Below are 22,506 nucleotides of genomic sequence, written 5' to 3'. Positions count from 1 at the left end.
CTCAGCCGCCCGCCGTTCCCGGGCCGTCAGCCGCGGCTGCGCCTTCCTCGACAGCCTGCTCGACGCGTTCGCGCACCCACATGAGGAAGTCCCGTACGGCGGCGCCGGGGAGGGGGTCGGGCGAAGAGCGCGGCCGCTCGAAGCTGCGCACCGCCGCTTCGAGGAGCGGCCGGAACTCCTCCTCGTCCGCCGCGACTTGGCGTGCCGCGGCACGCTTTGCCGTCCAGCGGCCAGTGCGGCAGAAGACGACCGAACGGCTGCCGTTGAGCACACGGTTGTCGGCGAGGTGCCCCTCGCCGTCGCTGTGCTCGCGGACGGATGCGAGGAGCGCGGCCAGCACTTCGGAGGGCTCCGGTTCGGCGATCACTTCCCGAGCGGGACGTCCGTACAGCCGGAGCCCGGACTGTCGGGCGACCGAGCGGTCGATGACGTACCAGAACGCGGGGGACCGCGAGGGGTCGAAACCCGCCCGGTTCGGCAGCAGGGGACCGGTGTTGAGGTCCAGCAGGTACCCGGCCCCGCCGGAGGGCCGGCTCACGGCGTCCGCACCGTAGACCACCAGTTCCAGGCCGGGTGCAGGGCAGTGCAGACCAGGGTGGGAGAGGGCACCGGCGAGGTCGCGCAGCGCGGATGCGGGCAGCGCGGGCTCCACGACGACCGTGACGTCCACGTCGCTGCGGCCGTGCCGGTAGTCGCCGAGCGCGAGGGAGCCGACGGCGAAGACGCTCACCAGCCGCTCCCCGCACACGCTGCGGGTACGGGCGACGAGTTCGTCCAGGTAGTCGCGGATCCCTTCCGGGAGGGGCCCCGGTTCTTCGATGCTGCCGGTCACCCGCCCAGTATCCACACCGTGACCCGAGCCGGCGAAGGCGGCGACCGTACGGGCGGAGCGCTCCGGTTCGGCGGGACGAAACGGGGCCATGTCGTGCAAGCGGGCCACGCCATCGCCCGTAACCCTGTTCGGTGCCCGCCGTGCACCGGTACGCTGCGCCGCAATTGCTGAGCATCGCGGAGGCGTGCGGTATGGGGGAGCCGGCATTCGGAGTGCTGGGGGCGCTCAAAGTGCGGACGGACGGTGTCGCCGTCCGCATCGGCGGGCCCAAGCCACGAGCCGTCCTCGCCACGCTGCTGCTGCAGCCGGGCGGGTTCGTCTCGCTGGACCTGCTGACGGAAGTGCTGTGGCCGGGAGGCGCGCCGCGGTCCGCGGTCGCCAACGTCCGCACCTACGTCCGCACGCTGCGGCAGGCGCTGTCCGAGGCGGGCGTCGCGGCTGACGGGTTCCGGACCGAGGCGTCCGGCTACGCGTTCGACGTCGAGCCCGGCGAACTCGACCTGCTCCTCTTCGAACAGCGGCTGGAGCTGGCCCGCGCCGAACGCGAGGAGGGCGACGACGCCGCTGCGCTGCGCGCCTACGAGTCGGCGCTCGGCCTGTGGCGCGGCAGCGTGCTGCAGGACGTGCCGTCGAGCGTGGTGTGGGACCCGGAGATCGCGAGGATCGAAGGGCTGCGGTCGGTCGCCGTCGACGAGTGCCTGGAGGTCCGGCTGCGGCTGGGAGACTACGCGTCCCTCGTCGCCGATCTGCGGTCCCGGCTGGCCGAGGACCCGCTGCGGGAGGACCTGTGGCGGATGGTGGTGCAGGCGCTCCGCGACTCCGGCCGCACCGCCGAGGCCCGCTCCGCGTACGCCGAGGCGGAGCGCATCATCGCGGCGGAGCTGGGGATCGAACCGAGCGCCCCGCTGCGCGCCATGGGAGAGGAGATCAACGGGTACGCCGCCCGCCGCCGCACCGCCGAAGCCGTGCCGGTGTGCCAACTCCCCATGGACGTACCGGACTTCACCGGGCGCGCCGACGAGATCGGCCTGCTGGAGCGCTTGCTGTCGGCCGCCGGGCGCCAGCCCGTCGTCGTGGTCGTCTCGGGCCCTCCGGGGTCCGGGAAGTCGACGCTGTCGCTGCACGTGGCGCACCGCGTCCGCGAGTCGTTCCCCGACGGCCAGCTCTTCGTCGACCTGGGCGGGACCAGCGGCCGGGCGCGCGAACCCGGCGACGTGCTGGCGGAGATGCTGCGCGGTCTCGGAGTCATCGACAGCACCATCCCGTCCGAGACGGGCGAGCGGGCGGCGCTGCTGCGCTCGCGTCTGGCGCAGCGGCGTTTCCTCATCGTCCTGGACGACGCCGCCGCCAGCTCGCAGGTCCGCCCCCTGCTGCCCGGCACCGGGGGCTCCGCGGTACTCGTCAGCTCCCGCCGGCGGATGCCGGCGCTGCCGGCGCACCACACGCCGCTGGGCGTGATGGACCGCGACGACGCCCGCGCCCTCTTCGGCGCGATCGTCGGGGAGGACCGGGTGCGCCTCGGCGGGGACGACGTCGACCGGGTCATCGCCGCCTGCGGTTCGCTGCCGCTGGCCGTGCGGATCGCGGGCGCCCGGCTGGCGAACCGTCCCGGCTGGGCCGTCGGCGCGCTCGCCGACTCCCTGCACGACGAGCGGGGGCGCCTGGACCGGCTGCAGACGGGCGAGATGGAGGTGCGGGCCAGCGCGGAGCTGAGCTACCGGCAACTCCCCGCCCCCGCCATGAGGATCTTCCGCGCCTTCGGGCAGCTCGCCGACGTCGCTGTGGCGGGCTGGACGGCGGCGGTGGTGACGGGCAGCACCGACGAGGCGTCCGCCGCTCTGGAGACGCTGCTCGACGAGCATCTGCTCGAACTGGTGGGGACGGACGGTGTCGGACTCCAGCGCTACCGCATGCACGAACTCCTGCGCTGCTACGCCCGGGAGCTCGCCGTGGCGGACGGCCGCGAGGAGCGGAAGCGGCAGCAGTTGCTCGTCACCGACGCGCTGATCGGCCTCGCGCGCACCGCCAACTCCGCGATGCCCAACCGCTTCCTCGGGGTGCTCGGCGAGCCCGAGCCCCTGACCGGGCCGGAGGCCGCGCTGGCGGAGACCGTACGCGCGCGGCCCGTCGAATGGTTCGAGAGCGAACGCCGCCTGCTCGTCATCGCCGTCGGCGCCGCCGTCCGGCTCGGCGATACCGACAGGGCCGCCGACCTCGCGATCGAGATGGCCAGCTTCTTCGACATGCGCGGCTACTACGGCGACTGGCGCAGCACCCACCAGCTCGTCCTCGAGGCGATGCCCGAAAAGTCCTGCGTGCGTGCGGCGGCGCTGCTGCGCAACATCGGCCAGCTCCACCTTTACCAGGACCGGTACGCCGAGGCGCTGGAGTGCTTCGACCGGTCGCGCGCGATCTTCGCGGAGCTCGGGCATCTGCCCGGTGAGGCGGTGGCGGCGGCCGGCGCCGGATCGGTGCACCGGGTCGTCGACGACCTGGACGCCGCGCTCGACGCGTTCGTCGACGCGCTGCGCGGTTTCGGCAAGGCCGGTGACCGGCACGGCGAGGCGGTGGCCCACAACGCGATCGCCTCGGTGTGGCTGGAGCGCAAGGACCCCGAGGCGGCGGCCGGCTGGCTCGACGGTGCGCTGGAACTCTCCCGGGAGGTCGGCGACAGGCACCGCGAGGCGCAGGTGCGCCGCCGGATCGCCGAACTGCACGAGCTGCGCGGCGAACCGGGGGTGGCGCAGGCCGAACTGGAGCGTGCGCTGGGCATCTTCGACGATCTGGCCGACACGCACTGCGCGGCCTACGTGCAGCAGAGCATCGGGGAGCTGTGCCTGCGTCAGGGCAACGCCAGGGAGGCGTCGGCACTGCTGACCGGTGCCCTGGCGGTGCAGCAGCAGCTCGGGGACCGGCGCGCTGAGGCCCGGGTGGCGTGCCTGCTGGGCGAGTTGCACCACGCGACGGGACGGGAGCAGACCGCCCGGCGCTACTTCCACCGCTCCCTGTCGACGTGGCGCCGCCTCGACGCGCCCGACCAGGCCGAGCTGGTGGACGCGAAGCTGCGGTCGCTGCGCTGACGGGCGCCGCGGAGACAGGCGCGGTGCGGACGCGGCTCGTCGGCCGTGCCCGCACCGCCGGCTCCCCGCCTGCCCGTCCTCCGCGAGGTGCGGCGGCGGGCGGTCAGTGGACGCGGGAGGTCAGCACCCGTTCTTGCTGACCTGGAAGCGCGTGGTGAAATCGGGGTACTTGACGCCCTGGAGCACGGAGACGACGACGCTGCCGCTGTGTATCTGCTCGTAGTGCAGGTGCGGCGAGAGCTCGTACTTCGCGGAGGTCTTCCCGACCTTGCCGATGACCTGCCCCGCCTTGACGGATGCGCCCTTACTCACGGCACGGGTGTGCAGGTGGGCGTAGCGCGTCTGCCAGCCGTTGCCGTGGCCGATCACGATCGTGTTGCCGTAGCCGGTCGTCTTGGAGTAGTAGGAGTTCAGGACCTTGCCGCCGGCGCTCGCGAGCACCTTGCGGCCAAGGTCGTCGGGGGTGCCCGCGGAGTTGTAGTGGTTCCAGTCGACGGAGTGCCCCGGGCTGTGGCCGTTCCAGTTGGCGCCGCGCCATCTCTGGCCGCACTTGAACGGCATCTTGAAGGCCGGCCGTGCCGCCAGCGTCTCTTCCGAAGAGGTGGTCTCCCCCGCCTGCGCGACGGCGAGCGGAGCCGTGACCACCACGGCGGCGGCCACACTGACGGCGGCCAGCATGCGGCGCGTTCGCTTCTGCATGTTCTCTCCTTCTCGGCTGGTGACGGCTGATTGAAGGAGGCGGGCATACAAACCGGATACAACCCAGGAACAGGGCGGGGAGCCGGGGGCCCGGACGGCGCGGGCTCCAGGGGCCGCGGCTGCGGCGCGTACGCCGGCCGCCCCGGAGCCGAGGAGAATTGCGCGGCATTCGCTTGAAATCACGTGGCCCCGACACCGCGACCGGTGGCCGCTTATAGCCTGCGAGAGAAAAGGGAATTGCGGCCGAACTCGCTTTGCCGGGGAATCCGCAATTCCGCCAGGGGGGAGTCGAAGGGGTTTTTCATGGTTGAACAACGTGAAGCGTCGCCGTTGTCGGATCCGGGTATCGTGTCCGATCCCTATCCGGTTTATGCCGATCTCTCGGAGCGCGAACCGGTGCACTGGTGCGAGGAGTTGGACGCCTGGGCCCTGCTGAGGCACTCCGACTGCGCCGCCGCGCTCATCGACCCCCGCTTCAAGGCGGAGCGCATGGGAAACGTCCTCGGTGCGAAATATCCGGGCCGGTCGCTGCCGCCCGACAGCATCTACCACCGCTTCACCAAGAACGTCATGATGTACACCGATCCGCCTCTCCACGACGCACTGAAGAAATCCACGCTTCCGGCATTCACGCGCGCCGCGCACGAGCATTACAGCCGGGTCGTCGAGAGCGTGGCGTCCGAACTGGTGGCCTCTGTGCCGAGCGGGACGTCGGAGCTCGACGCCGTTCCCGCGCTCGCCGCCGAGCTGCCCGTACGGGCTGCCGTGCGTGCCTTCGGAGTGCCCGAGGAGGACCTTGAGTTCGTCATGCCGCGGGTCGGCACCGTCATGACGTACTGGTCGGGGCCCCAGGACCAGCCCGTCGGGCTCGACGAGCTGCTGAACGTGCTGGACGGGCTCCACGACTACGCGGAGGAGCTTCTGCTGGGGAGGCGGGGCCGGGTGGTGCCGGAGACGGTCATCGCCCGTCTCGCGCAGAACGCACCGGACGACACTGACTGCACGCCGCAGCAGACGGTCCACCAACTGGTGCTGCTGCTCATCGCGTTGTTCGCGCCCACGACCCCGGGTTCCGCGAGCAGCGGCATGCTCGCCTTCGCGTCGAACCCGGTGCAGATCGACCGGTTCCTCTCGGACCCGGCGTGCGCCGCCAACGCGGCCAGTGAAGTGGTCCGCTACAACGCCTCGAACCAGTTCACCTGGCGCGTGGCGTCGAGCGCCGTGGACGTGGGCGGCGTGCGCATCGAGGAGGGGCAGAGCGTCGCCCTGTTCCTGGGAGCGGCCAACAGGGACCCCCGGGTGTTCGAGCGGCCGGACTCCTTCGAGCTCGACCGGCCGAACAGCGGCAAGCACCTGTCCTTCGGTGCGGGCCTGCACTCGTGCCTCGGGAAGCAGATCGCCGCTCTCGAACTCAAGTGGTTCTACACGGCGTTGCTCGCCCGGTACCCGCGGATCCGGCTCGCGGGCGAACCGGTCTGGAACCCGAACCTGGAGTTCCGGTCCCTGAGTTCGCTGCCCGTCAGCCTCAACTGACGCCCCTGGGCAGGGCTTTCGGGCGACGGCGCCACCGGGCTCACTCCTCCGGCGGCAGCGCCTGCTCGGACCAGATCACCTTGCCGTCCCTCGTGTAGCGGGTGCCCCAGCGCTCCGCGAACTGCGCGACGAGGAAGAGGCCGCGTCCGCCCTCGTCCGTCGTCGCCGCGTAGCGCAGATGCGGCGAGGTGCTGCTGGTGTCGGAGACCTCGCAGATCAGGCTGCGGTCGCGCAGCAGGCGGACGCGGATGGGGCCGGTCGCGTAGCGGATGGCGTTGGTGATCAGTTCGCTGAGGATCAGCTCCGTGACGAACGCGACGTCGTCCAGCCCCCATTCGGCGAGCTGGGCGGTGACCTGCCCGCGCACGCCCGCCACCGCCGCGGGGTCGGACGGCACGTCCCACTCGGCGACGCGCCCGGGCTCCAGCACCCGCGTACGGGCGACGAGCAGGGCGATGTCGTCGCTCTGGCGCTCGGGACGCAGGGCGCCGAGGACCGCGTCGCACGTCTCCTCCGCCGACTCCCGCGCCTGGGCCAGGGCGTCGCCGAGCTGCCGCAGCCCGGTGTCGATGTCCTGCCCGCGGCGTTCCACCAGGCCGTCGGTGAAGAGGACGAGCCTGCTGCCCTCCGGCAGCCGCAGCTCCGTCGACTCGTACGGGCGGCCGCCGATGCCGAGGGGCAGCCCGGGAGGCACGTCGGGGAACTCCACCGTGCCGTCGGGCCGGACCAGCGCCGGCGGCGGGTGGCCCGCGCTTCCCAGGACGCAGTTGCGCGAGACGGGGTCGTAGATCACGTAGAGGCAGGTGGCGCCGGTGACGGTCTGGTCGTCGCCCGCGGTCACCGAGTCCTGGTCGATGCGGACGACCAACTCGTCCAGGTGGACGAGCAGTTCCTCGGGCGGCAGGTCGAGGGCGGAGAAGTTGTGTACGGCGGTGCGCAGCCGCCCCATGGTGGCGGCGGCGTGCAGGCCGTGCCCGACGACGTCGCCCATGACGAGAGCGACGCGGGCACCGGGCAGCGGGATGACGTCGAACCAGTCGCCGCCGACGCCGGCCTGCGCCGGGAGGTAGCGGGAGGCGACCTCGACGGCGGTCTGCTCGGGAAGCGCCCGCGGCAGCAGGCTCCGCTGCAGGGCGACGGCCATGCCGTGCTCCCGCGTGTAGCGGCGCGCGTTGTCGATGGACACCGCGGCGCGGGCGGCCAGTTCGGCGGCGAGGGAGCGGTCGTCCTCGTCGAAGGGCTCGGGCTTCTCCGACCGCCAGAACGTGACGACGCCCAGCAGGACGCCCCGCGCGCTCAGCGGTGCCGCGATCAGCGAGTGGATGCCGTAGTCGACGACCTGCGCGGCACGCGCGGGGGCGACCGCCTGCCATCCGGGGGAGTCCGCCAGCCGCGGTTCCAGCACGGCCCGGCCGCTGCCGAAGCTGCGGGCCTGTGGCGAGGTCGGGACGAAGGTGATGACCGAGTCCACGGGGAAGAGCGGCGGATCGGTGCGGATCCCGCCGAAGGCGGTACGGCGCATCCGCATGCCGCTGCTGCCGGCCTCCCCTTCGCCGCCGCGCGAATGCGGCTCGTCCCCCCGGAGGACCAGCTCGTCCAGGTCGACGGTGACGTAGTCGGCGAAGCCCGGGACGGCGACCTGTGCGACCTCCTCGGCTGTGCGGACCACGTCGAGGGTGGTGCCGATGCCGCCGCTGGCCTCGTACAGCAGCCGCAGCCGCTTGCGCACCATGTCGACGCGGCGCGAGAGGAGGCGCAGCTCGGTGGAGTCGCGGAACGTGGCGACCCAGCCGGGCGGCCCTCCGCCGCGGTCCGTGGGGCGGCTGTTCACCGACAGCAGCCTGTCCCCGGCGGGCAGCACCTCGTCGGTGGCCATCCGCCCGGAGGCCAGCAGCTCGCTCGTCCGCGGCTCCAGGCCGAGCTCGCCGACGGGGCGGCCCTGCGCGCCGGGCGGCAGGCCGAGCAGCCGGACAGCCTCGTCGTTGGCGAGGAGCAGCCGCCCGTCGCCGTCGATGATGACCACGCCCTCGTGGACCGCGTGGAGGACCGCGTCGTGGTGTTCGTACATGCGGGTCATCTCGAGGGGGCCGAGGCCGTGCGTCTGCCTGCGCAGCCGCCGGCTCACCAGCGCCGTCCCTCCCGTGGCGAGCAGCAGAGCCGCGGCGGCCACTCCGAGCACCAGCGGAAGCTGCCGGTCGACGATGCCGCTGACCTTCTCCACCTTGATCCCCGCCGAGACGAGCCCGACGACGGAGCCGTCCGCGTCGGTCACGGGGACGACCACCTGGACGATCCGCCCGATGGTCCCCTCGACGGTCTCCGAGTGGACCTTCCCCCGGAGCGACGGCCCGATGTCGCCCACGAACTTCTTGCCGATCCTGTTCCTGATCGGGTGGGTGAAGCGGATGCCGTCGGTGTCCGTCACGACGACGAAGTCGACTCCCGAACCCTTCCGCGCCGCCTCGGCACGCGGCTGGAGCAGGGCGGTCGGATCGGATGAGCGGAGGGCGGAGACGATCCCCGGGGAGTCGGCGAAGCCCTCGGCCACGGCGAGAGACCTCTCGCGGGCGGCCACCGTGCCGTGCGTGCGGGCCTGCAGCACCAGCGCGCCGACCGCGGCCAGGACGAGCAGCAGGATCACCGCCACCTGCAGGACGAACACCTGCCGGGCGACGCTCCCCTCACTCAGGGGCGACCAGCGGCCCGGCGAGCGGGGGCCGGCCGCGTCGTCGCGTGCCGGCGGGGACAGGGACCGGAGACGTCTCAGCGGCCCGGCCATCCCGATCCCTCCACCTGTCCCTCTTCTCCGTCGAAGGTGATCCATCCCCCATGCTGGCTGGCGAAACCGTGCCGGGCCAGTCCTGTGAGAGGTGACCTCCGCCCTGCGGCGTGGCCGGAGCCTGCCTCCGTACATCTCCGGATAAACGCGGCGGTGGGGGAGAGATCGCCGCTACCGACCAGTAGCCGAGAGTCGCTCTTCCGGTCATGATGAGACGCGAGCATGCGAAGGGCCCTTCGCCGACCCGGAGTTGGGCCTTCCCAGCCGGTCCTGCGACTCAGGAGTGCCCCCATGCATGGACGCAATCGGAGAACGCGCGTCGCGGTCGCCCTCGCCGGGGTGACCGCGACCGTCGTGACGGCCCTGACGGCCGGTGCGGCGCCCGCAAGCGCCACAGGCCCGGACGGGTCCGCGAAGCCCGCCGTGCAGACGGCGCCCCGCACCGCAGCCGCCGCCGCGGACGTGGACTACGAGACCTGGAAGCGCGACGTCTCCGCCGTCACCGACGAAGCGCGCCCGTACCTCGAGGACCGCATCGACAAGGGCTCCGGCGAGAAGATGGCCGTCGTGCTCGACATCGACAACACGTCGCTGGAGACGCACTTCCACCCCATCTGGGAGTACCCGACGCCGCCCGTCGAGCAGACCCTCGCACTCGCCCGCTACGCCGACTCCCGCGGTGTGGCCGTGTACTTCGTGACCGCGCGCCCCGGCATCATCTACTCGCTCACCGAACACAACCTGAAGGAGGCCGGGTTCCCCATCGCCGGCCTGTACGTGCGGGATCTGCCCGACATCTTCGACGAGGTCAGCAAGTACAAGACCGCGAAGCGCGCGGAGATCGAGGCCAAGGGCTTCACGATCATCGCCAACATCGGCAACACCCCCACCGACATGGCGGGCGGCCACGCCGAGAAGACCTTCAAACTGCCGGACTACGACGGCAAGTTGAGCTGACGTCAGGCGTCTCGCCACACGCCCGCCCGGGCCCCTGCGCGTCACCGGAGAGGTTGCCGGTGACGCGCAGGGGCCCGTCCTGCTTGTGAAGCCCGCCTCTTGCGGCGAACTTCTTGTCACGGCCGTCTTGCGACGACCGTCCTGTCGCGCTTTGCCGGCGGCGCCTGCCAGGAGTGCACTGTGTCCGTCGCTCCCGGCGGCTGCCCTCGGGGCGCCCGTCAGAAGGCGAAGAGGCTCCGGCCGGACTTGTTCAGCATGCAGGAGTTGGAGAAGGAGTGCTCCCAGGAGACCCGCTTGCCCTCCCACACGCCGTCAGCGGTGACGACGACCGGGTCCCAGATCCTGGTGCACACCGGCCCTGAGGCGTCACTTCCGACGAGCTTCCGCAACTCTCCGTCCACGGAACGCACTTCGTCACACGCCGCCGCGCCGGCGGGGTGGGTGCCGCTCGCCGAGGGAGCGCAGTTCAGTACGACGGCGCGCTGGACCCCCGCGCTCGCCGCGTCCGTGCCCTTGCCCACCGTCAGCACGAGAGCGGAGGGGGAGTAGAGGCTCTTCGCTCCGGCGGAGTCGGCGTGCGCGACACCGCTCCCGGCGCTCGCCAGGCAGCCGGCGGCGAGGGCGGCGGAGGCTGCCAGAGCTTTGACGGTGAACCGCATTTCGAACACTCCTTGGATCGATGTGACGAATATCGGACGGCGTGGACTCTTGCGCAAGTTGTGCGCGGATGCACACCGGGCGATCACTTTCCGGTCGCCGGGGGTGTGCGGGCCCCCGGCAGGCCGGCGATCGGGGCAGTTCGGAGGGGGTGTGAGGGTCATCAGGGACATGTCCCTCATGTGGAGGAAATGCGGGTCGTTCAACGGGAAACGACCTTCTGAGCTGCGGCCGGTGCTTCGAGGACGCCTCTCCGGGTCGTCGCGGGGCGTCACATCTCGGCTGGAAAGCACTGCTTCCGGGTGGTTCTTCGACAGTGCGTTGACGCCGCTTCCGGGTGCCGGGTGCCGCCGGGGGCCTTCGTCAACCCGCGGGGCGCCGCCGTCCCGTGGTGGCCCGCCGGTGCCGAAATCGAGTGGGACCGGGCGGCGCCGGCGCTTACTCTCCCGTTCACGAGACCAGGAGAGGGCGGAGGGGACATGTCCGAGGAGCAGGGTGTCTTCGAGGTGCGGCTGGGAATCTACGCGACCCGGGAGCAGGCCGAAGAGGTCAAGGAGCGCATCGTCCGGATGCTCTGCCCGGATCCCGGCCACCCGCCGCCCTGTCCGATCCCCTGGTCGGTGATGCTCAGCGACGGTCCCGAGCTGGAGGAGGACGGTCTCTACGACGACCTGCTGGAGCAGGCCCGTATCGAGCAGCCCGGGGCGGGTTCCGGAGCCGGGCCCCGGACCGGGTAGCGGGGCCGGCAAGCAGGCGGCGGGAGCGGTCCGCGTCCACGCCGGGTCTCCCGCGGGTTCGCGCGCGCCGTTCAACGTCGTTCTCCCGGGGCGCAGTTGTGCCGTTCCGGGTGAGGGTGGCTGCCGAATCGCGCCTCGGCGCGGGCTCGTCGGCAGCTCACCGGTCATGTCCGGCCTGACGGGGGTTCCTTGAGTGTCCGTAAATCAGCCGACCCTTATGGACGTGCGACGAATCCGCGAGTACCGTCCTCGCGTTCGGTCGTAAGGGCTTGCGGTTCGAGCCCGAGGTATCGCGACGGTGTTCCCCGCGGGTGTCCCCGGAAGGGCACGCGTCGCCCCCCACAGAGGAGATACTTGTCATGACCACGATCTTCCGAAGACTGGCCGGTGCCGCCGCCGTCGTCTTCGCCCTGGTCTTCGCCTTCCCCGTGTCGGCCAGCGCCGCCGAGGCGGCAGACACGGCCCGCCCGGCAGCCCAGGCCCTGCAGCTCGCGGCCGACCCGACGCCGTCGGAGGGCTTCAAGACCGGCGACCTCACCGACGCTCCGGCGCCGGACGTCAAGGAGCGCGACGCCCGGGTCCCGGCCTGGAGCTACCACATCACCGCCTCCTGCGCGGGCTACGAGGGCGCGATACGCCAGGGCGCCAACTTCTGGGGCAGCGGCACCGAGACCTCCGGCAGCGGTACGCCCGTCGAGTGCACCGGCGGCTACATCGAGGGCTGCGGCGGCGCCGGCAACGTCGTCGGATGCAACTGGGGACAGGGGCAGCGGATCATGCTGTCCACCATCGTGAGCGACTTCGGTCTGCTCGCGGCCCACGAGTTCGGCCACAACTGGTACGGGCACTCCGACCCGGGTTGTGCGAACTGGGCGAGCGCATACGAGGTCATGCGACCGACCATGTGCTGACCGTCCGATCACGGAGCGGGCCGGACGCGCGTCACGCGGGTCCGGCCCGCTCTGTCTGTGCCGGCGGGTCGGCGGGACCGCCCGCGGGCCGGCCCGGGTACGCGGTACGCGGGCACGCGCGGAAGCCGCCTGCTCCTGGCCGCTCCGCGCATGGCATTCTTGTCTGTCACGCACATTTCGCGCCGGGGGGTGCCGTATGGATGCGCGAGCCACGTCGCCCGCGGGCGGCGAGGGGAGGCCGCGGACTCCGGGAGAGGAGCCTCGGGCCACCGGGGAGCAGCCTCGTTCCGCCGGGGGAGGGCCGGACGGTTCCGGTGAGGCACCGCGGCGGGAGCCCGGGCAGGGACCGCGGCAGGAGCCCGACGGGAACAAGCGCTACCTGCGCATCCTCTTCGCCGTCTACGCGGCGCTGCTGACGATCGCGTTCTGCGTGGCCGTGTGGGCCCAGCGCGTCGAGCACGACTTCGCGGCGGCCGTGACCGCGCTGGGCGCCGTCTTCCTGCTCGTGCCGACGGTCGAGGTCGCCGCAAAGAGGGACGAGCGGCACGACACGACGCAGCACAGGCTGGAGTTTCTCAAGGCCCTGACGACGGCGGTACTGGTGGCCGGCCTCGTGTGGTTCACCCTCGCGGCGCTTCCCGAGGACGTCACCCGCAGCACTGAGCTGAAAGGCGGTCAGGGGCTCCGGCCCGGCGGCACGGCGCAGCTGACGGTGGACGCGAAGCCGCGCGGGCACGACGAACTGAGCGTCACCCTGGCGGCCCGCGACGAGACGGCGGGCGCCACCTCGTGCCTCCCCGGCAGCCGGCTGGAGTTCGGCGGGGAGGACCTCGCGCGGCCGGTCACCGTCCGGCTCGCGGGCGAGGTGACGGCGGTGCTGCCGCTGGACGCGGCCGGGCCGGGCGTCGACGTCGACGTCACCCTTCTCGCCGACGACGGCTGCCAGTTGACGCTCACCGGCAAGCAGGCCCGTTACAAGTGACCAGAAGGAGCTTCCCGATGTCCGCTGCCTCCCGACGTCTGCCCGCCGCGCTCTTATGCCTCGCGGCGCTGGCCACGGTCGCGGCCTCCTGTGACGGAGGCGGGCCCGGCGGAGCCTCCGGGGGCCCCGGCGGGACGCCTTCCCAGTCGGCTTCCTCGATCTTCGACAAGCCCTCGGTGACGGTCGCCGTGAAGAAAGGGCAGCCGGGGTTCAACACGCGCAGCGGCGAGGAGTACGAGTACGCGGGCTTCGAGACGGACCTGCTGAACGCGCTCGCCGACGACGTCGGGTTCAAGAAGTACACCCACGACATCCCCTCCCTGCGGCGCGAGGACATCCTGCTGGACCAGGGCGCCGACCTGGTCATCGCCACGTACACCATCACCGACGCCCGGGACGAGAAGATCGACTTCACGGCCCCGTACATGAAGACCTATCAGGGCATCCTCGTCCAGAAGGGCGACTCGGAGATCAAGAAGCTGAAGGACGTCGACGGCAAGCGCGTGTGCAGCGCCTCCGGTTCGACGTCCGACCCCGGCAGCGTCGAGGGGGAGCAGGCGCAGAAGTCCATCAGGGAGACGCTCGGCCAGAACGTGAAGCCCGGTTTCCGCAAGGACTACAAGACGTGCGTCAAGGAGCTGGCCGACGGCAACTTCGACGCCGTCTGGACGGACCGGCTCGTGCTGGAGGGCTTCGCGCACCAGAAGCCGTACGAGGACCACGTGAAGGTCGTCGAGGACATCAAGATCGACAAGCAGCAGTACTACGGGATCGGGATCCGCGAGAAGCACGGCGCCGACTGCCGCAGACTGAACCGCTCCCTGAAGAAGTTCCTCGACACGCGCTGGCGGATGACGTTCCAGCAGCACTTCCCGGACCTCGACGAGGGGGACTTCGAGCAGAGGTACAAGCCGTCCGACCCCGAGTTCGAGAACTACAGGGCGACCTCCTGCGGAGCGAAGTGAGGCGGCCCCGCCCGCCAGCCTGGGTATGAAGCTGACTGGTGGGGCCGGGTCGGAGGGACAGGCGGCATGGACGGTGGGTACTGGATATACGCGGTTCTCGTGCTCGTCACGGTGCCGCCGATGGTGCCGAACTCCGCTCTGCTGGCAGGTGCCGGTGCCATGGCCGGCTCCAGCGGCGGGCTCAGCCTTCCGCTGCTGTTATGCGTTCCCCTGGTGGCTGCGACGGTCGGAGATCTCGCGGTCTTCTCGCTGGGGCGCAAGGCGCAGCGCCCCGCGATGGCGTGGCTCTCGCGTGACACGCGACGCCTGACGGCGATGGAGCGGCTGTCCGGGCTGCTGCGGCGGTACGGCGTGCCGTCGGTGATCGCCGTGCGGTTCGTTCCGGCCGGGCGTGGCCTGGGAGCGCTGACGGCCGGTCTGGTCGGCTTCCCCGTCCGCAGCTTCCTGCTGGGGGCGGTCGTCGCGGAAGCGATCTTCGTCTCGTACACCGTGGGACTGGGTTACGCGGGGGGCCGCCTGGTGACGGACGGTTCGGCACCCTTCTTCATCGGCCCCGCGGTGTCGCTGCTCGTGGCGGGATTCTTCCTGGCGGCGCAGCGGATATGCGGCCGCCAGGGGAGCTCGCAGGGAGAGGACTCGCTCTCAAGTCGCGTATGACGCAATGAAGTTGAGGGCAGGGGGGCTCGCCGGGCCGCGGCGGGGTGCCCTCCCCGGCGGTCTCGGTGCCCGCTGCCGGTAGGTGGTGAGGGCACTGGGTTTCAGTGCTGTCCGCTTCTCCCGTTATCAGGGGGATCAAAGTGACATATCGTCCCGGCGCTGAAGTTTCCCTTTTTCGAGTCCGAAACAGAGTCTTGCGCGGACGGTGGGCGACGAACGAACATTCCCTCCAGCGCTTGTCAGGGACACGGCGGATTTGGTCCGTCGTGCCGCTGACCGCGCGCGCTCGGGCTCGAAGAAGGGCCCTCCGTTCTCCAACTGGAGGAAATCAGTGAGGATCACGCGCACTACCCCCCATCGCACTCTTGCGAGACGCGTGCGGCTCATAGCAGTAACGTCCGGCCTCGCCGCTGCGGCAGCACTCGCCCTCCCGGCGAGCGGTGCCTCGGCCGCCGAGCCGGCACCCTCGACGTACAGTGCCGCCGCGCTCCAGGACGCGTCCGACGCTCTGCGCACCGCCCATGTCGGCGGTGCCGCCTGGTACACGGACACGAAGGCCGACAAGGTCGTCGTCACCATCGACAGCACGGTCTCCAAGGCCGACCTCGCGAAGATCAAGAAGGAGGCCGGCAAGAACGCCGGTGCCCTCGAGATCAACCGCACCAAGGGCAAGTTCACCAAGTACATCGCCGGCGGCGAGGCCATCACGACGGGCGGCGCACGCTGCTCGCTCGGCTTCAACGTGCAGGACAGCTCCGGCACCAAGTACGCCCTGACGGCCGGCCACTGCACCAACATCGGCAGCTCCTGGTCCATCGGCACCACGGTCGGCAGCAGCTTCCCGGGCAACGACTACGGTCTGATCCAGCACTCCAACCCGAGCGCCGCCGACGGCCGCGTCTCCCTCTACAACGGCTCCTACCAGGAGATCACCGGTGCGGGGAACGCCACGGTCGGCCAGTCCGTCCAGCGCAGCGGCAGCACCACCGGGCTGCACGGCGGATCCGTCACCGGCCTCAACGCAACCGTGGACTACGGTCCTGACGGTGTCGTCACGGGCATGATCCAGACCAACGTCTGCGCCGAGCCCGGCGACAGCGGCGGCGCCCTGTTCTCCGGCAGCACCGCTCTCGGCCTCACCTCCGGCGGCAGCGGCAACTGCTCCTCCGGCGGCGTGACGTTCTTCCAGCCGGTCCCCGAGGCGCTCTCCGCCTACGGTGTGAGCATCATCTGAGCCCAGCGCTCTCCGTGATGTGAAGCGCCGGCCTGCGCATCCCTTCCGAGGGGCGCGCAGGCCGGCGTCTTGCGCTCGGCGCACTCCCCGCCCGCCCGCCGCCCGTGGCCCGCCGCCCTCACCGGGCGAGCGGCCCGCAGATCGAACAGTCCGGTGACGTGCCGCCGCGACGACGGAGCTGCTCACACTCCGCGGCATACGGTCGTCCTGACGCGCAGCCAGGCGGTCGAGCACGCGGAGGGACACGGGCATGGGCAGCAGCGAGCGAAGCCGGAGTCCCCGGCCCGCACCGGGACGGCGCGACCGTGCCCGGCACGGCCCGGGGCAAGGGGAAGGCGAGGGAACCCCGCCCGGAGCCCCGCCAGGAACCCGGCCCGCTGCGGGCCGCGTTCCCCCCGGCCCCTCGCGTCCCGGTTTCTGGCGCAGCCCGCTGCGCGGACCCTGGCTGACGTCCGTGCTCGGAGCCGTACTGCTCGCCGGCGTCACAGCGCTCATCGTGACGGGCCTGCTCTCGTACGCCGCGTACAACCCGGGGCTGGGCACGCCCAACGACAAGACACCGGACAAGGGATGGCTGGGCTTCTACCTCTTCGCCTGGCCCACCGACCCGCCCTGGCTCTACCGCCTCACCCAGGGCGTGCACGTGACGCTGGGAGTGGCGCTCGTACCGGTGCTCCTCGCGAAGCTGTGGTCGGTGATCCCCAAGCTGTTCGCCTGGCCGCCGCTGCGGTCCCTCAGCCATGCGCTGGAGCGCGTCTCGCTGCTGCTGCTCGTGGGCGGCGCCCTCTTCGAGTTCGCGACCGGGCTGCTCAACGCGCAGCTGCACTACATCTTCCCCGGCTCCTTCTACCCGCTGCACTTCTACGGCGCGTGGATCTTCATCGGCGCCTTCGTGGTCCACGTCGCCTTCCGCATCCCCCTCGCGTGGCGGACCCTGCGGGGCGGCCGGCTCCGCGCGGAGCTGCGCACCCCCCTCGCCCGGACGGAACCCGAGCCGCCGGACGAGACCGGCCTCGTCACGCCCCGCCCGGCGCCCCCGACGATCTCCCGGCGGGGCTCACTCGGCCTGGTGGGCGCCGGATCGCTGGCGCTTCTCGCCGTGACGGCAGGCCAGAGCATCGGCGGCCCGCTCCGCGAGACGGCGCTGCTCGCACCCCACAACCGCGACCCCGGACCGGGACCCAACGGGTTCCAGATCAACAAGACCGCCGCCGCCGTGGGCATCCGGGCCCGCGACATCTCGGACCGGTGGCGGCTGACCGTCCGTTCCGGCGACCGCGAAGCGGTGCTCAGCCGGGCGGAGTTGCTGGAGCTCCCGCAGCACACCGCCGCGCTGCCCATCGCCTGCGTCGAGGGCTGGTCCACGGAGGACCAGCAGTGGAGCGGCCCGCGTCTGACGACTCTCGCCGCGCTCGTCGGGCTGCGGGAGCGTCCGCCGGGAGTCTTCGCCGAGTCGGTGCAGCGCCGCGGCTCCTTCCGCTCCGCCGCGCTGCGGGAGAACCAGGTACGCGATCCGCGGTCGCTGCTGGCGCTGCGGGTCAACGGGGCCGACCTGTCGGCGGACCACGGCTTCCCGGCGCGGATCATCGTCCCCGCCAACCCCGGCGTGCACAACACCAAATGGGTCACCAGGCTGACGTTCGGGGCGGAGTCGTGAACGCCCGGAGCAGCCGCGGCGCGGGCTCACGCTACGGCGCCTCCCCTCTTCATCTGCTCCTCGTGCTCGCGTCCTTCGCGCTCACCGGGTACGCCGGCATCCGCCTGCTGCAGGGCGACGTCCTCGGCATCGTCCTGTGGTTCGCCGGCTCGGCCCTGCTGCACGACCTCCTCCTGCTGCCGCTCTACACGGCCGCCGACCGCACCCTCCAGACGCTGGCGCGGCGCCGCCACGCCCGGCGGGGCCCGCACGCCGGCGGCGAGGTGCACGCCGCCGACGAGCCGGGGCAGGACGGCCATGGGCGGGGACGGGTCAACTACGTGCGCGTGCCCGCGTTCATCTCGCTGGTGCTGCTGCTCGTCTGGTATCCGCTCGTTCTCGGGCGCGTGCACCACTACACGGCCTACACAGGGCTCGACGCCGGCGTCTTCTGGGGACGCTGGCTTCTGGTCACCGCCGCCCTCTTCGTGCTCTCCGCGCTGTGCCTGGCCGTACGGACGCTGCGTCCGCGCCGCCGGCGCGCGGACGCCGGGACGGCGTAGGCGCCGCCGAGGGCGGCCGGGACTCAGCCGCGCCGGAGGATCGCGAACCCCCTCGCCGGGACGGTCACCCGGGTCGGGCCGCCGCTGTCCGTGTGGTGTCCGGCGGGGCGCGCGCGGTCGTCGTACAGGTCGGCGGCGACGGGGCCTTCTCCCGGCAGGGACACCTCGACGGTGTGCGCGCGCTCGTCGGCGTTGTGCAGCAGCGCCAGGGACCTCTCCGGCCCGCTCAGCACGAGCCGCGACACCACAGGCCGCACGAGCAGCGCGTCCACCCGCAGCGTCCCCTTCTCCACTCCCTCCGCGCGGGCCCGCAGGCGCCCACCCGCGCGTACGGCCGCGGGCAGCGGGACGGGCGTCAGCGCCCCCGGTGCGGCGCTGATCCCCTGCGGGCCGCCGGCGCCGTGGTCGATCCGGCCGAGCCTCTCCGAGCCGGCGCTCCAGACGGTGGTTCCGGCCTGCGGCCGGCCGACGAGGTCGACGACGGGGGAGACGAGCAGGGGCAGCTTTCCCTCGGGCAGCCGCCAGGAGAGCCCGCCCCCTTCGGGCAGCCGCACGTACGCGTCGCCGCTGTACTGCGATTCGCCGGTCCAGGGGGAGTCGGGACGTACGACCTCCGCGGAACCGGAGGGCTCCGCCTCTTCCGCCTCCAGGACGCGCAGCCCGTCGTGCTCGGCGACGCGGTCGAGTCCGGACGGCGCGAGACGCACGCCGCGCTGTGCGAGGGCGTCCAGGGCGAGCATGGACAGCTGGCCGTGGATCGTGGACTCCGCCCCGGAGTTGCGGTTGATCTTCCCGTCCGGGCCGACGCCGTCGAAGGTGACACCCGTCTCCGGATCGTAGACCGCCTCGCCCGCCCGGTTCGCGCCGAAGTACCAGGCCGCGGTCAGGGCGGCGAGCGGGTACAGGCCGGGCCGGCGCGCGTGCTCGGCGACCGTCAGCAGCGACTGGAGGCGGGAGTCGACGCCGTAGGCGATCTGGTTGCGGTCCGTGGGAGCCGGCAGCCACCCGTTGTCGCAGCCGCCCGCTGTCAGCAACTCCGGTGTGAATCCGGCCGCGTCGTCGAGGGCCGCGTCCAGCAGCCGCGGGCGCTCGAGCGCGTCGGCGGCCTCGGCCACGGCCGTGGGCATCTGCGCACCCCACGCGTGCCACTGCGACACGGACGTCGCCGTGGGCAGCATCGCGCCGTAGGGCCACCGTCCGGCGGAGCCCGAACCCAGAGCGGCGATGCCCTCCGCCAGCCGGGCCTCAGCACGCCTCGCCCGCCGCCCGCCCCCGGCCCGCACGTACGCGGTGAGCCCGAGGACCGCCTCCGAACTGGCGTCGGCTCCATGGGTGATCAGCCAGCCGGGCACGCGGCGGCCGTCGGCCGTCTCCCACGTTCCGTACCGCGAGAGGACGTCACGCTCCAGAGCGTCCAGGGCGAGTTCGAGGCGGGCCCGCAGGAAGGCGGCGAAGGGCGGCTCCGCGTGGCGGAAGAAGGCGTACCCCTCGCCGAGCGCCCACAGGAAGCGGGCCAGCCAGTAGGACGGGCCCGAGTCGGAGGGGTCGGGGGTCTCGGGAGGCAGGGCGCTGCGGTTCAGGGTCCCGTCGGCCTGCTGCCACAGCACGACGTTCCCGGCGTGCTCGCCCCGGGTGGTCTGCAAGTAGCAGAGCCCGCGCAGGAGTTCGCGGGCCGAGCGGGCACCGCGGCCGGCGCCGGTGAGAGCGTGGTGCCGCAGGTGGACGACGGCCGCGCGGGCCATGTCGTCGGCGTTGTACGCGCCTTGCTCGTAGTGACCGGTGTCCGGGTCGAGAGTGCCGCCGCCTATACGGCGGTACGTGCCGTCGGGCCCGCGGTCGGCGTACGTCCACAGCGCGCCCAGCGCGGGCTCCTCGCGCAGCCGGTAGGTGTCGTGCCCGGGGATCAGCCGCGGACTCACCGTGTCGCCCAGGAACTCGAGATGGGCGAGGTTGGCGAGCGGCCCGCCCCTCTCCGCCGGCGCCCCGGCGCTGCTTCCTGCCTGCCCGCCGGTGCCGGTCGCGGCCGCGGCGGGTGTGCCGAGTCCGGCCGCGAGCGGTACGGCTGCTCCCAGGGTGAGGACGCTTCGGCGGGGGAGTGGCATGGCGGGCTCTCACCTTCGGTTCGGATGCGGTGCGAAGCAGCGGGAGCTGCGGGCTCGGGAGGCACGCACCCTGCCCGTTTAAATCGGTTTAGACAAGCCTTCGCACGCGGACGCCGCAACTCCTCGCGCGCGGACGGCCGTCCGGGAGGGCAGGTCACGCAGGCATGTTCCGGGGCGTACGGGACACGAACACCAGAGTGACCCGGGAACGTCCGCCCGGCGTCACGGGTACGCGATGACGGCTCGCCCGGGCGGTGCGGGCCGGACCAGGAGGTGCGGCGGTGACGACGGCCGACGAACGCGAACGCGGAGGCGCGCAGCACAGCGGGGCGCAGCACGGCGACACACAGCACAGCGGAACGCAGCACGGCCGGACGGCCGACGCCTCCAGCCGCGTGCTGCCGGGCACCGGCGAGGCGGTGGAGCGGGAGAGTCCCCGGGAGCGGGTCAACCGGCAGTGGCACGAGATCCTGCAGGAGACGCGGGTCGCCCAGACCGGCGTGCAGATCCTCTTCGGCTTCCTGCTGAGCGTCGCGTTCACGGCGCGCTTCGACGACCTCGGCGAGTTCGACCGGACCGTTTACGTGGTCACGGTGATCCTCGGGGCCGGCGCGACCGGGGCGCTGATCGCCCCGGTGTCGATCCACCGGTTCCTGTCGGGGCAGCGCATGAAGGACGAGGTCGTGGTGGTGGCCGGGCGTCTGATGATGTGCGGCATGGTGCTGCTGGCGCTCACCGTCGGCTCGACGCTGCTGCTGATACTCCACGTCGTGATCCCCGGCCTGCTCGCGGAGGTCCTGGTGGGGCTCGTCATGCTGTGGTTCGTCTGCTGCTGGTACGTCCTCCCGGTGTGGCTGCGCAACCGCGCCGAGCGGAAGGGCGGGGCGCCGCAGGGCGGTTGAGGGCGGGGAGGGGATCCGGCGTCCGCTCGTCGTCGTCCCTTGTCAACGCCCCTGCTTCTAACGCGACTTGGCCCGGTTGTCCAGGTCGATTTCCGAAGAGGCGAAAAACAGCGCCAGGTTGACGCCGTCGAGGCCCTCGACGGTGGCCTGAAGAGCGCTCAGACGGCCGAAATCGCGCTAGAACGACACTCGGGCAGTCGAAATGGCCACACGTAACCAGCAGTTACACCTGAATCCGTGGCAGGTAATTGCCATTGCCTGCGGGCCTCTTGTGACTCGTGAGTACGAGGCGTTTAATTTCTCCGCGCGTAGACATTCCGACCCCCACCGGGACAGTCGCCGAGGAGGCCCCCCATGATCGACTCCAGTCCGGATGCGAGACCCAGACTCAGCAGACGCTCGCTGATGCGAGGCACTGCGGTGACACTGGGCCTGGCCGCAGGTGGGGGCGGCCTGCTGGGAACGGGAACCGCCCACGCGGCGGCGTCGTTCCACAACCCGTTCGCCGGTTACGAGATCACCGGCACCTGGCAGGAGCACATCGACCGGGGCTCCCTGGGCGGCATCGACTACGGCATGGGTGTCGGTACGGACCTCCCGGCCGCGGGCGCCGGGACCGTCACCAACATCCCGGAGAACGGCACCGGCGGCCACACCGTCACCATCCAGCACGGCAACGGCTACCGCACCCAGTACATGCACCTCTCGGAGTTCCTGCTCGCCGACGGGACCGCGGTCGCCGCCGGCGGCATCGTGGGACGCTCCGGAGGCGAGCCCGGAGCGCCCGGTTCGGGCTCCTCCACGGGGCCGCACGTGCACTGGCACATGATCGACCCGAACGGTGTGCGCATCGACCCGCTCGTCTTCCTCGGGGGCTCCGGCGGTGGGGGAACTCTGCCGAAGACCACGACGGAGCAGGACGGCGTGCCGGGTGTCGTCATGTGGAAGCGGGCCCAGAAGTGGCTGTCGCTGGAGTCCGGTTACCAGGGGCCCGTCGACGGAGAGCCAGGCGTGCGGACATACGCCGCACTTCAGCGCAACATGCGCGACCACTACGGGTACACGGGCGTCGTCGACGGTGCTCCGGGGCCGCTGACCTGGTCCGCTGTGCAGCGGCTGGCGTCCGAGTATGGTTACGGCGGACCGGTCGACGGGGTCATGGGAACCGAATCGTGGCGCGGTTTCGCCCGGTTCCTCAACAAAGACCGCTGGGACTAGCACAAATTCGCGGACCGACCGGAGCACTCGGCCTACAGTGCCGCACAGCAGCTCACTGGCGA

General features: G+C 71.9%; 18 protein-coding genes. 13 read left to right on the top strand and 5 right to left on the bottom strand.

Features of this window, described 5'->3' with window-relative positions; all coding sequences use genetic code 11:
- Window position 1: 1 nt before the first annotated feature.
- Window positions 2-832: a nucleotidyltransferase domain-containing protein gene (locus tag IEY56_RS21685; RefSeq protein ID WP_229712096.1), complete on the bottom strand. Its 831-nt coding sequence runs from the start codon at window positions 830-832 to the stop codon at window positions 2-4.
- A gap of 191 nt (window positions 833-1,023) precedes the next feature.
- Between IEY56_RS21685 and IEY56_RS21680 the strand changes: the two genes are divergently transcribed.
- The gene (locus IEY56_RS21680) at window positions 1,024-3,912 is read left to right on the top strand and encodes an AfsR/SARP family transcriptional regulator (protein ID WP_189038941.1); all 2,889 of its coding nucleotides are present in this window, start codon (window positions 1,024-1,026) and stop codon (window positions 3,910-3,912) included.
- Between the two features lie 120 nt (window positions 3,913-4,032).
- Here the strand turns inward: IEY56_RS21680 and IEY56_RS21675 are convergent, their stop codons facing one another.
- Window positions 4,033-4,611: a M23 family metallopeptidase gene (locus IEY56_RS21675; RefSeq protein WP_229712095.1), complete on the bottom strand. Its 579-nt coding sequence runs from the start codon at window positions 4,609-4,611 to the stop codon at window positions 4,033-4,035.
- A gap of 303 nt (window positions 4,612-4,914) precedes the next feature.
- Between IEY56_RS21675 and txtE the strand changes: the two genes are divergently transcribed.
- The gene (gene txtE, locus IEY56_RS21670; protein ID WP_189038940.1) at window positions 4,915-6,144 is read left to right on the top strand and encodes a 4-nitrotryptophan synthase; all 1,230 of its coding nucleotides are present in this window, start codon (window positions 4,915-4,917) and stop codon (window positions 6,142-6,144) included.
- A 40-nt stretch (window positions 6,145-6,184) separates the two neighbouring features.
- Here the strand turns inward: txtE and IEY56_RS21665 are convergent, their stop codons facing one another.
- Window positions 6,185-8,923 carry a SpoIIE family protein phosphatase gene (locus IEY56_RS21665; protein ID WP_189038939.1) on the bottom strand — a complete coding sequence of 913 codons (2,739 nt, stop codon included), beginning with the start codon at window positions 8,921-8,923 and terminating at the stop codon, window positions 6,185-6,187.
- A 291-nt stretch (window positions 8,924-9,214) separates the two neighbouring features.
- Here IEY56_RS21665 and IEY56_RS21660 point away from each other — a divergent pair, with 291 nt between their 5' ends.
- Window positions 9,215-9,880 carry an HAD family acid phosphatase gene (locus tag IEY56_RS21660; RefSeq protein WP_189038938.1) on the top strand — a complete coding sequence of 222 codons (666 nt, stop codon included), beginning with the start codon at window positions 9,215-9,217 and terminating at the stop codon, window positions 9,878-9,880.
- 218 nt (window positions 9,881-10,098) lie between these two features.
- Here IEY56_RS21660 and IEY56_RS21655 read toward each other — a convergent pair whose 3' ends face one another.
- Entirely contained in the window at window positions 10,099-10,539 is a 441-nt protein-coding gene (locus IEY56_RS21655; RefSeq protein ID WP_189038937.1) for a subtilase-type protease inhibitor, read from the bottom strand.
- Between the two features lie 477 nt (window positions 10,540-11,016).
- Here IEY56_RS21655 and IEY56_RS21650 point away from each other — a divergent pair, with 477 nt between their 5' ends.
- From IEY56_RS21650 to IEY56_RS21615, 8 genes are all read left to right on the top strand, one after another.
- Window positions 11,017-11,274 (top strand): hypothetical protein, encoded by a 258-nt coding sequence (locus tag IEY56_RS21650; protein ID WP_189038936.1) that lies wholly within the window; start codon window positions 11,017-11,019, stop codon window positions 11,272-11,274.
- Window positions 11,275-11,633: 359 nt separating this feature from the next.
- Window positions 11,634-12,185, top strand: coding sequence for a hypothetical protein (locus tag IEY56_RS21645; RefSeq protein WP_189038935.1), 552 nt, complete (start codon window positions 11,634-11,636; stop codon window positions 12,183-12,185).
- Window positions 12,186-12,381: 196 nt separating this feature from the next.
- Window positions 12,382-13,167 (top strand): hypothetical protein, encoded by a 786-nt coding sequence (locus tag IEY56_RS21640; RefSeq protein WP_189038934.1) that lies wholly within the window; start codon window positions 12,382-12,384, stop codon window positions 13,165-13,167.
- Window positions 13,168-13,184: 17 nt separating this feature from the next.
- On the top strand, window positions 13,185-14,132 hold the full coding sequence (locus IEY56_RS21635; protein WP_189038933.1) for a transporter substrate-binding domain-containing protein: 948 nt from the start codon (window positions 13,185-13,187) through the stop codon (window positions 14,130-14,132).
- 66 nt (window positions 14,133-14,198) lie between these two features.
- Window positions 14,199-14,789, top strand: coding sequence for a DedA family protein (locus tag IEY56_RS21630; RefSeq protein ID WP_189038932.1), 591 nt, complete (start codon window positions 14,199-14,201; stop codon window positions 14,787-14,789).
- Between the two features lie 331 nt (window positions 14,790-15,120).
- The gene (locus IEY56_RS21625) at window positions 15,121-16,023 is read left to right on the top strand and encodes a S1 family peptidase (protein WP_373292152.1); all 903 of its coding nucleotides are present in this window, start codon (window positions 15,121-15,123) and stop codon (window positions 16,021-16,023) included.
- A 445-nt stretch (window positions 16,024-16,468) separates the two neighbouring features.
- The gene (locus IEY56_RS21620; protein WP_373292155.1) at window positions 16,469-17,680 is read left to right on the top strand and encodes a molybdopterin-dependent oxidoreductase; all 1,212 of its coding nucleotides are present in this window, start codon (window positions 16,469-16,471) and stop codon (window positions 17,678-17,680) included.
- Window positions 17,644-18,222 (top strand): hypothetical protein, encoded by a 579-nt coding sequence (locus IEY56_RS21615; protein WP_373292151.1) that lies wholly within the window; start codon window positions 17,644-17,646, stop codon window positions 18,220-18,222. The genes IEY56_RS21620 and IEY56_RS21615 overlap by 37 nt, the downstream gene beginning before the upstream one ends.
- Before the next feature lie 23 nt (window positions 18,223-18,245).
- On the opposite strand, the gene IEY56_RS21610 is transcribed toward IEY56_RS21615, so the two are convergent.
- Complete coding sequence (locus tag IEY56_RS21610; protein WP_189038929.1) at window positions 18,246-20,324, bottom strand: hypothetical protein; 2,079 nt, start codon at window positions 20,322-20,324, stop codon at window positions 18,246-18,248.
- Between the two features lie 395 nt (window positions 20,325-20,719).
- Here IEY56_RS21610 and IEY56_RS21605 point away from each other — a divergent pair, with 395 nt between their 5' ends.
- Both IEY56_RS21605 and IEY56_RS21600 read left to right on the top strand, forming a co-directional pair.
- Window positions 20,720-21,226: a DUF6328 family protein gene (locus IEY56_RS21605; RefSeq protein ID WP_229712103.1), complete on the top strand. Its 507-nt coding sequence runs from the start codon at window positions 20,720-20,722 to the stop codon at window positions 21,224-21,226.
- A 354-nt stretch (window positions 21,227-21,580) separates the two neighbouring features.
- On the top strand, window positions 21,581-22,444 hold the full coding sequence (locus IEY56_RS21600) for a peptidoglycan DD-metalloendopeptidase family protein (RefSeq protein ID WP_189038927.1): 864 nt from the start codon (window positions 21,581-21,583) through the stop codon (window positions 22,442-22,444).
- The last annotated feature ends 62 nt before the right edge of the window (window positions 22,445-22,506 follow it).

The sequence above is a fragment of the Streptomyces daqingensis genome, assembly GCF_014645895.1.
Classification (GTDB): domain Bacteria; phylum Actinomycetota; class Actinomycetes; order Streptomycetales; family Streptomycetaceae; genus Streptomyces; species Streptomyces daqingensis.
The sequence above is the reverse complement of the archived record's forward strand: the minus strand, read 5'-3'. Positions and strand labels throughout refer to the sequence as shown.